Below are 13,713 nucleotides of genomic sequence, written 5' to 3' on the forward strand. Positions count from 1 at the left end.
GTGAAACCCTTCACGTTTGTTTTCTCTTAGCTAATAAGATAGCTAAGAGAAAATTATATTATCTATCTTTTCCTAGTTAAGGAAAAATAAACTACTGTAATATATAATATAGATATACTATTAATAGTAATTTTTAGAATAAAAAATATGACTCTCTTTTTAATTTATCTTTTTAAGATTATATCAAACGTAATTAACTATGTTTTATAGTAGTGTATTATATACTACTATCTATTTATAGTTCAAGGGCTATTTGAATTTTTTCTTCCATTAAAAATTTTATAGGATCTTCTAAAGATTCTTTTATTGATACTAAAAAACCCACGGATTCACGTCCATCAATAATACGATGATCATAAGAAAGTGCAAGATACATTATAGGACGAATTTCTATTTTCCCATCTATAACCACTGGACGATCTATTATATTATGCATTCCTAAAATCGCGCTTTGTGGAGGATTGATAATTGGCGTAGAAAGCATAGAACCAAATACTCCTCCATTAGTAATGGTAAAAGTACCGCCAGTCATTTCATCTACCGATATTAGATTTTCGCGTACACGAAAGGCCAACCGTTTGATCTCTTGTTCAATGTTCCTAAATGAAAGATTTTCAGCATTTCTGATTACTGGGACCATAAGCCCTTTAGGGCCAGATACTGCTACGCTGATGTCGCAAAAATCATAAAGTATCTTTTCTTGATTATCCATCATTGAATTAACTTGAGGGTATATTTGTAGAGCGCGTATAGAGGCTTTAGTGAAAAAAGACATAAAGCCTAAAGTTAATCCATGACGTTCTTTGAATAAATCTTTGTACTTATTCCTTATATTAATAATTTTACTCATATCTACTTCATTAAAAGTAGTGAGCATAGCAGTATTCTTTTTTACATTAACTAACCGTTCAGATAATTTACGTCGGAGCTTAGAAAGAGGTACTCTTTTTGATGAACGTAAAACGTTTTCGGAAATATTTAGTAAAGGTCTAGCTTTTAGAGCATCTTCCTTAGTAATGCGGCCTTGAACCCCTGAACCGTGAACCTGATCAAAGGGGATATTTTTTTCCGTTAGAATTTTTTTAGCAGCTGGAGATGGTATATTTTTTACTACACAAGTTTCGGCTACTTTGTTATCAACAGTATTTAGAATTTTAAATTCTTCTTGATTTGGTGCAAGAGAAGAGGATGCTAAAATATTTGTATTCTCAAGAGAGACCGTATTTATTAAACAAATAATTTGACCTACTTGTAAAGTATCCCCTTCTTTAGCTTTTAATGTTATGATTCCTGCACATTCAGCAGAAATTACCAAGGTAGCCTTATCAGAATCTACTTCTGCAATAGCTTGATCTTTTTTAACATAATCACCATCTTTAACAAGCCAACAAGCAATTTCTACCTCTGTAATCGATTCACCTGGAGAAGGAACCCTCATTTCTAATATCATAAGTTTAGGATTTAAAAACTTTGTCAATAATTTCTTGTTGTGTTCTTATAAAGTTTTTATAAGAACCGCTAGCGGGCGAGGCGCTTTTGGAACGTGATACAAGTTCAATAGGGAAACTTTTAAACTTGTAGGATAAATAAGGCCATAATCCCATATTTTCAGGTTCTTCCTGAACCCATATCCATTCCTGACAGGATGGGTATTTTTTAAAAATCTTTTTTATCTCTTCTTGTAGAAGAGGGTAAAGCTGTTCAAGTCGAACAAGGGCAATATGCTTCGATTCTGTTATCTGTTTCCGTTCTAGGAGTTCGTAATAAATTTTACCTGAACACATCAATAAACGAGTAATGTTTACTAGGTTATCTACACTATCCTCTATAATAGGTTTAAAACTTCCCATAGCTAATGATTCTAAAGTAGAGGTACAGAGTGAATGTCTAAGTAAACTTTTAGGAGTAAAAATAATTAGGGGCTTCCGAAAAGGAAATTTCATATGTCTTCTCAAGGCATGGTAAAAATTAGCAGGATTACTGCAATTAAGAACTATCATATTATGATTACTACATAATTGTAAATAACGCTCAATACGAGCAGAGGAATGTTCTGATCCCTGCCCTTCATATCCATGAGGTAACATCAAAACTAACCCATTTTGGACCTTCCACTTATCCTCAGCAGTAGATAAATATTGATCTATTATGATCTGCGAACCATTACTAAAATCTCCGAATTGTGCCTCCCATAGGGTAAGCGTATTAGGAGAGGCCATAGCATATCCATAGTCAAACCCCATAACACCATACTCTGAGAGTAATGAATTGTATATATACATGATACCTTGAGAGGCTTCAATAGTATTTAAAAGAATATATTTCTCCTCAGTATCTTCTGTTATAACTACCGCATGACGATGTGAAAAAGTTCCTCGTTCTACATCCTCTCCAGAAAGACGTACATTAAATCCTTCACTAAGCAAGCTTCCATAAGCTAAAAGTTCAACCATACCCCAGTTGAGAGCATTGCCTTTTTCTAACATTTCGCGCCTTTGCTTAAATATTTTTTGTACTTTTCGATAAAATTTACCTTTTTTTGGTAAGGTACTTATTTTGAATCCTATTTCTCTGAGCTTTTCCAAAGGGAAACGTGTATCCGAAATTTTGAATAGTTCTTCGGATTTAACTTTTTTAAAATTCTTCCATTTGTCAGGCAAGAAAGCATTGATCTTGCTATATTCTATATTCCCAGCGATTTCGTAATTTTTCTCGAGTTGATTTGTAAAATTACATCCAATAATGGATATATATTTATCATTAATAATTCCTTCTTTATATAATTTTGCCTTATAGATATCTCTTGCATTAGAATGTTTATCAATAGCCTTATAAAGAAAAGGTTGAGTAAATCGTGGTTCATCTCCTTCATTATGGCCGTATTTTCTATAACCTAACAAATCAATAAAAACATCTTGCTCAAAACGCATACGAAAATCTACAGCAAATCGTATAGCATGAATTACAGCTTCCACATCATCAGCATTAATATGCAAAACTGGAGAAAGGGTAACCTTAGCTATATCAGTGCAATAAGTACTAGAACGTCCATCTAGATAATTAGTAGTAAATCCAATTTGATTATTTACCACAATATGTATTGTTCCTCCTGTTTTATAGCCTTTAAGATTAGACATCTGTACCATCTCATAAACAACACCTTGAGCGGCAATAGCAGCATCTCCATGTACTAATATGGGTATTAATTTGGAAAAATTACCTTGATAATAACAATCTACATTAGCTCTAGCTATTCCTTGTACTATTAAATTGACTGTTTCAAGATGAGAAGGATTGGGTGCAAGGCTTATCGTTACAGATTTTCCTTTTCTATTCTCACGAATCATAGTAGCTCCTAAATGATATTTAACATCACCAGCGAACATAGGCTCTTCATATTCATTACCGTAAAATTCAGTGAATATTTCGGAAGAGTTTTTTTTAAGAAGGTTAGCTAATATATTCAACCGACCTCTATGAGACATTCCTATAATAAATTCTTGGGCTTGATAATGATCTGAAGCATAATCTATAAGTTCATCTAAAGCAGGCAATAGAGATTCATTTCCTTCAATAGAAAATCGTTTTTGACCTACAAATTTAGTGTGCAAAAAATTCTCAAATACTACTGCCTCATTAAGTATCTTAAGAAGATTTTTTTTTTCCTGATGAGATAAGACAGGATGATTATCATTTTTAATCACCCATTTATTAATCCACTCTATTTTTTCAGGATTACGTATATACATATATTCAATCCCAATAGATTCACAATAAATTGCCTTAAGATGAGCAATTATATTAACAAGTGTTGTAGGCCCTTTTCCTATAAGTTCTCCAGATTTAAAAATACTAGTAAGATCTAATGGATTAAGTCCAAATTGTTCAATATCTAGATTTGGCGTATACTCAGGTCTTTTGCGTATTGGATTAGTTTTTGTAAATAGGTGGCCGCGACTTTGATAGGCTTGTATCAAAGTAGTTACCTGAAATTCTTTAATGTTTTTCCCAGTATTTTCAATGTAGTAATGTTTAAAATCAAAATTATTTTCATTGATTTCTTGTTCACAAAACTCTAATTCTTCCTTGAAGTTTCCCCTTGAGAAGTCAAAACCTTGAAAAAAAGTTCTCCAACTGGGTTCAATACTATCAGGTGAATGAAGATACTTTTGATAAAGTTCTTCGATAAGTTCTGGATGCATTGCATTCAGAAAAGAATATCGATCCATGATAAATAGGGGGCATTTATTTGATGATTATAATAGTTATCCAAATTTAATATTTTTATTTAAGTGTTAAATTATACATAGTAACACGTTATTTTTTTTATGAAAACAGAGGATAGGGATGAAATATGAAAAAAAATCAATAGCATATCTAACAGAGAATAAAAGACATTTTAACCTAATTAAATTATTTTTTTATAGCTAGAGGATATTAAGAGTAGTTTTTTAAAATAAATAAAAAATAGAATAAGAAGTTCTCATATCTTTTCTTACAAAGGAATAAAATTATTTACTTTCTTAAAAACTTTAGTTACACCTTTAGGATCAGTTCCTTTCCCCATAGCAAAAAACTTCTGACCTCCTCCTTTTCCCTGGATAAAAGGTACAAGATTTTTAATAATATAAGCAGCATCTACTCCTTTACTTACTAGATCATCCGAAACTGCTGTACAGAGTATAATATCATTTTTATCTATACGAGCAACAAGTAAAATTAATTCCTTATTTTCTCTCCGTAGTTCCATGGAAATTGATTTTATAAAGGAAAGGTCTAAATCAGTTTTATCGCAAATAAGAGTAAAGTTGTCATACTTTTTAGCCCTAGTATACCATTCCTTTTTAAGGTATTTAATTTCTTTCTCTATTAGAGAATTAGCTTGATATTGTAATCTTTTATTTTCCTGTTGTAATTGTTCAAAAGTTTTTAAAGGATTAGATGGATATTGCATTTTTGCAAGCATTTTTTGATAAATCTCATTATTTTTTTTTAAGTACATAAGAGCTGATTTAGAAGTTAGCGCTTCTATGCGACGAATACCAGAACCTATGGAAGACTCAGATATAATTTTAAACAATTGGATTTTACCACTTTGCTTTACATGTGTTCCTGCACATACTTCTAATGATGGACCAAACCCTATTAATCGAACCTTATCTAAGTATTTTTCACTAAATAAAGCTATAGCACCTTTACTGATAGCTTCTTCCAATAAAATTTCTCGAGACTCCTGCAGAATAAAATCCTTATCTATCATATCTTGCACAAATGTTTCAATCGTTTGCAATTGTTCACAAGATAACTTTTGAGTATGTGAAAAATCAAAACGCAGGCGATCCGGACCTACATAAGAACCTTTTTGACTAACATGCATTCCCAGCAATATCCTAAGCGCATAATGCAATAGATGAGTAGCACTATGATTTTTTTCAATATTCTTTCGGCGATTTATATCTACTGTAGCCTTAAAAAGTAGTGTAGGGTCTTTAGGGAGTCTTTCAACTATGTGAATAAAAAGGCTATTTTCTCTTTTAGTATCTATAATAGGAATTTTTTCATTTATAGTTTCTATATAACCACTATCACCTATTTGACCTCCACTTTCAGAATAAAAAGGCGTAGAATTAAAAACTAAATGATAATAATTCCCCTTAGAAGTTTGTACACGACGATATGCACAGATGTACGTGTTGATATTTAAATAATCATAACCTAAAAAATTCTTTTGGGATTCAAAGAAGTTATCTCTTAAGATTATCCAATCATCATTCTTTATATTTTTTCTCACGTTTCGAGAACGTTCTCTTTGTAGATGCATCTGTTTCTTAAAACCAATTTCATCGATTTTTAGATCATTCTCAGCAGCTAAAAGTTTCGAAAGATCTATCGGAAATCCATAAGTGTCATAGAGTTCAAATATTTTATCTCCTTCAATATATACTAGTTTTTTATCTATTGTCTCTTTAACAATAGTTTCCATACGTTTTATACCCTGATTTAGGGTTTTAAAAAAAACTATTTCTTCGGCTTTTATTTGTTGTCGAATCCATTTTTGTCCATTAATAAGCTCTGGGAATACCTTACCCATTTGAGCTATAAGAACATCTAATAATTTATAGAAGAAAGCTCCTTTTTGATTTAAGAAACAATATCCGTAACTTACAGCCCGTCGCAACAGACGTCGAATGACATAACCAGCTCCGGTATTAGATGGGCTTTGCCCGTCAGCAATAGCAAAGGCTACAGCACGTATATGATCCGCTATTATACGAATAGCTATATCTTTTTGGGGATCCTTGCCATATTGAGTATCACTAAGTTGGTCTATTTTCTGAATTAATGGGAAGAAAAGATCAGTATTATAATTCGAAGATTTGTTTTGCAACACTCTGCAAAGACGTTCAAATCCCATACCTGTGTCGATATAACTATAGCTTAACTTTTCAAGACTACCATCAGCTTTACGTATAAATTCTATAAAAACTAGATTCCAAAGCTCAATAACTTGCGGATGATCTTTATTAATAAGGTCTCTTGCAGAGATATGTTTTTTTTCATGAGGAGAGCGTAAATCGATATGAATCTCTGAACAAGGACCACAAGGACCATTCAGACCCATTTCCCAAAAATTATCTTTTTTCCCGCAAGCGATAATATGATCACTTTTAACTATAACCTCCCAAAGCAAACGAGTTTGTTCATCAGCAACAAGTCCATCATCCGTATCTCCGGAGAATATAGTAACATAAAGATCTTCGTATGGAATGTGGTATACTTCGGTAAGTAGTTCCCAGGCCCATTCAATAGCTTCTTTTTTAGAATAATCCCCAAAAGACCAATTCCCGAGCATCTCAAACATAGTATGATGGTAGATATCATAACCCACATCCTCAAGATCATTATGTTTCCCTGTTACACGCAAACATTTTTGTGTATTGACTATCCTTTTAAAGGGCGCTTTATTCTTTCCTAAGAAATAATCTTTAAAAGAGTTCATGCCAGCATTTGTAAACAATAAGCTAGGATCATTATAAGCGACAATAGAAGATGAAGGAAGAACTTGATGAGATTTTTTTTCAAAAAAATCTAAGAAACTCTGGCGTATTTTTTGTGATTTCATAAAAAATATAGATTTACACGAATATAATATCGACCTGTATTTTAATTTATTTTATAAATTTATCTTAAGAGGAGCTCTATATAGAGCTATATGAAAGGAAAGCACAAATTTTAAAGCTAAGATTTTTAAAGAATTTAAAATTTTAAATCATATTTATAGCAAATTTAACCACTGTTTTAATTTGTACAGGGGTTTATATGATAAAGACTTTTTTAAAAAGTATTTATACTCTATAACTAAACTATAAAGAATAGATAGAAAATAAAACTAAAGGCTTTTACAACAAACATATAAGAAAAAATCATTATTTAGAATGTATTCTAAAATTGGCTAAGAAAAAATAAAGGCAATAAATATAAAAATTTCCGCTATAAGATTTGGCATGATAAAAAATATAAAGAAGAATAAAGTTATAGATTTTGAAATAATACGTTATTTATTTGATAATAAATCAATATATTATTATATATACTTAAATAAGTCTGATTTTTAAATTCACGACTGTTTGCATAATAGCGAGTAAAGTCTAATAACCCAAATTTGAAGTTTTGAGTAAGAAATAATCTAAATTTATCTTTCTGTTTAAGAAATAGAATATTCGTAACCTTTTATAAAGTATTTTTTAGTTTTAAACATTTTTTTGTATAAAGAAGAAAAACTTTTTACTACTGTTATAGTAAGTATTTTGTATATATAAAAATAAATAGAGCAACCCGTTAATATTTTTTATCTATTTAGTATTCTTATATATAATAGTTTAGGATATTTTTTTATTTGTAATAAAAAGTATATGCTATAAACGATAGTATACCAAGATTTATAATTAATATAAACTACTTTAATAAAAACGTATTTAAAAAATAAAGGGGATTATTTAATTTATAAATGTTTTATCTATTAGACTTTTTTATCCTTTATCATTTTTAAAAAAACATTTTTTAGTGCGTTGCAAAGATTTTTCATGGCGCCAGTGATCGATTTTTCTAAAATTTCCTGAAAGTAGTACATCAGGAACTAACCACCCTTTATATTGTGAGGGACGGGTATAAATAGGAGCTTCAATTAATCCATCTTGAAAAGAATCAGTAAGTGCTGAAGTTTCATCTCCTAAAACTCCTGGAATCAACCTTACAATAGAATCTACTACTACCACTGCTGGAAGTTCTCCTCCTGAGAGCACATACTCTCCTATAGAAATCTCCTTAGTAATCAAATAATCTCGTACACGTTGGTCTACTCCTTTATAGTGCCCACAAAGAATAATAAGATTTTTTTTTAGCGAGAGTATATTAGCATAAGATTGCGAGAAACGCGTTCCATCAGGAGTCATAAAAATAATTTCATCGTAAAGACGTTCTGAGCAAAGCTTATCAAGGCAATATTTTATGGGCTCTATACGCATTACCATACCAGCACCTCCGCCATAAACATAATCATCTATTTGTTTGTGTTTACCAAGACCATAGTTGCGTAAACTATGAACATTAATATCCACTAAAGATTTTTTAAGAGCCCTTCTAAGGATAGAAATCTCAAAGAGCCCTTTTAAAAAATTTGGCAATACTGAAATAATATCTATACGTAAAGGAGATCCACTCATAACAATATTAACATAACGATATATTAAAAACATCTACCTATCCTCACTTTGTAATGAGGCACTAAGATATTCCCTATTCATTTGACTAATATTTTCTATAGAAATACTTTTAGGGCATTTAATCTCACAAGCGCCTGTATTGCTACAATTACCAAACCCCTCTCGATCCATTTGTCGAACCATAGAGAGAGCTCGCCTTTTAGCTTCTATTTTCCCTTGTGGGAGTAAAGATAAATGGTTTATTTTAGCTGATACAAAGAGCATTGCCGAGGCATTTTTACACGTAGCAACACAAGCGCCACATCCGATACAGGCAGCTGCATCAAAAGCTTTATCAGCATCTTCTTTAGAAATAGGTAAAGTGTTAGCATCTATTGTCCGCCCAGAGGTATTTACTGAAACAAAGCCTCCAGCAGCTATTATTCTATCAAAAGCCGAACGGTCTACTACTAAATCTTTAATCACCGGAAAAGCTCTAGAACGCCAGGGTTCTATATAAATTGTTTCTCCATTTTTAAAACTACGCATATGTAACTGACAGGTAGTAACTAATCTATCAGGACCATGCGCTTGGCCATTTATATATAGTGAACACATCCCACAAATACCTTCTCGACAATCATGATCGAAGGCTATAGGAGACTTATTTTGCTTAATAAGTTGTTCATTTAAAATATCAAGCATTTCTAGAAATGAACTATAGGGTGATATGTTATCTATAGAGTAAGTTTCAAAATGCCCTGTATCTTGCGGGGTTTTTTGTCTCCATATTTTTAATGTTAAACTAAGCAATTGGATTAATGTCATAAATTCTTCCTATTTATAGGAGCGTGTTTTAAGTTTAACAGATTCAAAGTGCAAAGCTTCTTTATGTAATTTTTCTTCCTTAATATTCTTGCCTTTATACTCCCAAGTAGATACATAAGCATAGCGTTTATCATCCCGTAGGGCTTCACCTTCTTCATTTTGATATTCTATACGGAAATGCCCTCCGCAAGATTCTCTACGGTTGAGTGCATCTTTAGCTATAAGTTCGCCTAATTCAAGAAAATCAGCTACGCGATTAGCCTTTTCTAATTCAGGATTTAGTTCATAGGCAGTACCTGGGACACGAACATTGCTCCAAAATTCCTTTCGTATATTCTGAATTTCTTCTATAGCTTGTAAAAGTCCCTTTTTATCTCTAGCCATGCCTACTTTATTCCACATAATCTTTCCTAATGCTTTATGAAAGTAATTTACTGATTCACGTCCCTTATTTTTAATAAAAAAATTCAACCTATCACGTACGCCTTGCTCAGCTATCTCAAATTCAGGATGTTCTTTTGGTGTAGATTCAGTTCGAATATCGTCGGCTAGATAATCGGCAATAGTATAAGGTAGTATAAAATAGCCATCTGCTAGACCTTGCATTAAGGCAGAAGCACCTAGACGATTTGCTCCATGATCTGAAAAATTTGCTTCACCTATGACATAACAACCTGGTATAGAACTCATAAGATTATAATCTACCCAAATGCCGCCCATAGTATAATGAACTGCTGGATATATTTTCATAGGTGTTTGATAAGGATTTTGATTAGTAATTTTTTCATACATCTGAAAAAGATTGCCATACTTGGATTCAAGCATCTTCTCCCCTAAGCTGATAATTTGTTCATGATTAAGTTTTTTAAGTCCTAACTCATATGCTTTTTCCTCTCCGTAACGTCTAATAGCAGTTGAAAAATCTAAAAATACTCCTTCTTTGTTTTCGTTATCTTCAATACCTAACCCCGCATCGCAGCGCTCTTTAGCTGCTCTCGAAGCGATATCTCTAGGCACGAGATTTGCAAAAGAGGGATAGCGTCGCTCGAGATAATAATCCCGCGACTGTTCAGGGATGTCATCAGGATTTTTAAGCTTTTGACGAATAGCTAGTGCTTCTTGTTGATCTTTTGGCACCCAAATACGTCCATCATTTCTCAATGATTCAGACATAAGTGTAAGTTTTGATTGAAACGAACCATGTACGGGTATACATGTAGGATGAATTTGTGTATAACATGGATTAGCAAAAAAAGCACCTTTTTTATGAATTTTCCAAGCAGCCGTAACATTTGAGCCCATAGCGTTAGTAGAAAGAAAGAAAACATTAGAATAACCTCCTGAAGCAATAATTACTGCATGCGCCGAATGTCTTTGTATTTCACCGCTTATTAAATCACGTGCTATAATACCGCGTGCCTTACCGTCAATAATAACTATATCGAGCATTTCATGACGACAGTACATATCAATGCGTCCTTTACCAATCTGGCGAGACATCGCTGAATAACACCCAAGTAAAAGTTGTTGACCTGTTTGACCCTTGGCATAAAACGTTCTTGAAACTTGAACTCCCCCGAAAGAACGGTTATCGAGTAACCCTCCATAATCACGAGCGAAAGGGACTCCCTGTGCAACACATTGGTCAATAATATTTGATGAAACTTCAGCTAAACGATATACATTAGCCTCTCTTGATCGATAATCTCCTCCTTTGATCGTATCGTAAAAAAGTCTATATACAGAATCGTTATCTCCTTTGTAATTTTTTGATGCATTAATTCCTCCTTGTGCCGCTATAGAGTGTGCTCTGCGTGGAGAATCCTGATAACAAAAAACTTTAATTCTATATCCGAGTTCAGCTAAGGTAGCTGCGGCACTTCCTCCCGCTAACCCAGTGCCTACGATAATGATTTCAATACTAGAACGGTTATTAGTAGCTACTAATTTAAGTTCAGACTTGTGATTTTTCCATTTGTCAAACAAAGGTCCTTTAGGTATTTTCGCATCTAATATGTTGTTCATACTATAAAAATAGATAATCAAGCTAAGGGAAAATAGCGTTGTTTTTAAAAAAGAACCAAAAGGCAATAGCCGAAAATCCAAGTGATATAACCCAAAAATATAATATGCCGGCTTTCCGTATTACGTGTATATAATTTTTATGATATGCTCCTGTGGATTGAAAAGCTGACTTAAACCCATGACTAAGATGAATAGCAAGAAAGATAAAGGAGATTATATAAATTATTGTGTAAATAGGGCTTTTAAAGTGAGAAGTAACCAATTTATAATCATTGACCTCCGAAGTAAGATGCATTTTTATTGGAATAGTAAAGTTATTTAAATGCAAAATCAAAAAACACAATACTAACCCTCCTGTATAAATCATAGTTCTAGCATTAAAGGGAGTATGCGTTTGCCATTGATTTATTATATAAGATACTTCTCCACGTGCACCATTATTTTGAATGAAAAGCTTAATGCCAAAAAAGATATGAATAATAAACCCTACTGCAAGAATATATTGCGAGACTTGAATAAATGGATTAGTAGACATAAAATGAGACGCTTTATTAAAAGCGTCTTCACCTACAAAAAGAAAAAGATTAATACTTAGATGTACTAAAAGGAAAATCATGAGAAAGAACCCAGTAATAGCCATCAGGATTTTCTTTCCTATAGAAGAATGAATAAACTTGGGTTGCTGCATTATTGCACATATTTATATATACATAACCTTAAGCAAATTTAGGTTGACGTATTGTATATTACAAATATTTTTTAATATGTCTTATATTTTTAGAACAATTCTTAATAAAGAAACTATTTTATTCAATAATATACCACCTCTTGAATATCTATACTTATGAAAATTTTTAATATAAAAGGATATTTATTTACAAATAAAATATCCTTTTATATTTCTTTTTCGACTTAACCCTTAAGTTTTGGTTATTAAGTAAATATTTTAATAAAAATAATTAGATGAATATTTACTATTGAAATCTTTATATTTATACTATTCTTTTATTTTTATTTTCTCAAAGTCTATCTATTAGATTTTTAAGGAAATAGAAAATTTTATATAAAATCTATAAATACATCTTAAGCTAAGATGATCTTTTTTTTTGCTCTTTTCCTATATTTTATATATTTTTTTTCGAAAAAAAGGGAATTCTTTTTTTTTACACGATTTTTTTTTCTATAATTGTATTTCTATAATTAGAGTAAGGATTTTTACCTATTTATTTATACGTATATATTTTTTTTATCGTTTTTCATAATTGTTAAATGTTTATATAACTAATTTTTTTTGAGCTAATACGTATTATAAAAAGCTTTTTAAGTTTATAATAAATATTTCCTTTTAAAATGATTCTATAAGCGATAGATTGTTCTTTAACAATTGAAAAAGATATTGTCTTGAATATGGGGGGAAAAGGCAATTACTTATTTTTTCACTATAAACGAAATAAAATAAGTATATATCCTTCAAATCAAAAGTAAAAAGGTTGAAAACGTTATTGTATCTATACAAACCACTTTATAAGAAAGAAAGTATTATGATTTATATTTTTAAATAGCATATGGTTTTTATTAAATTGAAATAAAGATTCAACAGATTTAACATATAATATCCTTAAAATTATTCCTAACTAAGGAAAGTTATTATAATACATTAAAATATCCAACGAGATATTTACGAACTAGATCGTTATGAAATTCACCAATATATCTTTAAAAAAAGATGAAATATACGGGAAAAATGTTTTTATTCTGCAGAATAAGCCTAAAAAAAAAGACTATTAAAAAATAAAAATCCGTTTACTTATTTGTAATGTTATATTTATAACCCTATATATTGTTTATATTTTATATTTTTTAAATAGTTAAAAGTTTACCTGTGATAAAGATTACTTCTAAATTCTATAAAGATCTTTTTATATACTTTATGTAAAAACATCAGTGAAACTCCTAATATAAAAATATATGCTATAAATCCCTGCTAGGATCATAGTATATAACTACAATGTTCGCAAAAGAATAATCTCTTTTACATAACAGCTATGAGGTATTTAATTATAGAGAAAAACATATTTCTATAGATAGGCAATCAGTCAGTGTTTTGAGCTATTTTGTACATAGCTCTATGAATAGAGCCTTAAAATTATCCATTTAA

The 13,713-nt window shown here is 31.1% G+C and carries 7 protein-coding genes; all 7 read right to left on the reverse strand.

All coding sequences use genetic code 11. The features are described from left to right. Positions 1 to 235 precede the first annotated feature (235 nt). The gene (odhB, locus tag ACUBP5_RS00195) at positions 236 to 1,450 is read right to left on the reverse strand and encodes a 2-oxoglutarate dehydrogenase complex dihydrolipoyllysine-residue succinyltransferase (RefSeq protein WP_482168305.1); all 1,215 of its coding nucleotides are present in this window, start codon (positions 1,448 to 1,450) and stop codon (positions 236 to 238) included. A gap of 4 nt (positions 1,451 to 1,454) precedes the next feature. Continuing rightward, complete coding sequence (locus tag ACUBP5_RS00200) at positions 1,455 to 4,229, reverse strand: 2-oxoglutarate dehydrogenase E1 component (RefSeq protein WP_482168306.1); 2,775 nt, start codon at positions 4,227 to 4,229, stop codon at positions 1,455 to 1,457. A 266-nt stretch (positions 4,230 to 4,495) separates the two neighbouring features. Continuing rightward, positions 4,496 to 7,123 carry an alanine--tRNA ligase gene (gene alaS, locus ACUBP5_RS00205; protein ID WP_482168307.1) on the reverse strand — a complete coding sequence of 876 codons (2,628 nt, stop codon included), beginning with the start codon at positions 7,121 to 7,123 and terminating at the stop codon, positions 4,496 to 4,498. Between the two features lie 907 nt (positions 7,124 to 8,030). After that, complete coding sequence (trmD, locus tag ACUBP5_RS00210; protein WP_482168308.1) at positions 8,031 to 8,756, reverse strand: tRNA (guanosine(37)-N1)-methyltransferase TrmD; 726 nt, start codon at positions 8,754 to 8,756, stop codon at positions 8,031 to 8,033. Continuing rightward, a complete protein-coding gene (locus ACUBP5_RS00215; protein ID WP_482168309.1) occupies positions 8,757 to 9,530 on the reverse strand; it encodes a succinate dehydrogenase/fumarate reductase iron-sulfur subunit in 774 nt (257 codons plus the stop codon). It lies immediately after the preceding gene. Between the two features lie 9 nt (positions 9,531 to 9,539). Beyond that, positions 9,540 to 11,555: a fumarate reductase/succinate dehydrogenase flavoprotein subunit gene (locus tag ACUBP5_RS00220; RefSeq protein ID WP_482168310.1), complete on the reverse strand. Its 2,016-nt coding sequence runs from the start codon at positions 11,553 to 11,555 to the stop codon at positions 9,540 to 9,542. A gap of 22 nt (positions 11,556 to 11,577) precedes the next feature. Beyond that, positions 11,578 to 12,243: a succinate dehydrogenase cytochrome b subunit gene (locus ACUBP5_RS00225; protein ID WP_482168311.1), complete on the reverse strand. Its 666-nt coding sequence runs from the start codon at positions 12,241 to 12,243 to the stop codon at positions 11,578 to 11,580. Between the last annotated feature and the right edge of the window lie 1,470 nt (positions 12,244 to 13,713).

It is taken from the genome of Candidatus Insignibacter tubulum (assembly GCF_056790205.1).

Bases quoted from the DNA above. Each gene is read 5' to 3' on its own strand.
- odhB (WP_482168305.1), bottom strand. From the start codon at position 1,450: ATGATATTAGAAATGAGGGTTCCTTCTCCAGGTGAATCGATTACAGAG.
- ACUBP5_RS00200 (WP_482168306.1), bottom strand. From the start codon at position 4,229: ATGGATCGATATTCTTTTCTGAATGCAATGCATCCAGAACTTATCGAA.
- alaS (WP_482168307.1), bottom strand. From the start codon at position 7,123: ATGAAATCACAAAAAATACGCCAGAGTTTCTTAGATTTTTTTGAAAAA.
- trmD (WP_482168308.1), bottom strand. From the start codon at position 8,756: ATGTTTTTAATATATCGTTATGTTAATATTGTTATGAGTGGATCTCCT.
- ACUBP5_RS00215 (WP_482168309.1), bottom strand. From the start codon at position 9,530: ATGACATTAATCCAATTGCTTAGTTTAACATTAAAAATATGGAGACAA.
- ACUBP5_RS00220 (WP_482168310.1), bottom strand. From the start codon at position 11,555: ATGAACAACATATTAGATGCGAAAATACCTAAAGGACCTTTGTTTGAC.
- ACUBP5_RS00225 (WP_482168311.1), bottom strand. From the start codon at position 12,243: ATGCAGCAACCCAAGTTTATTCATTCTTCTATAGGAAAGAAAATCCTG.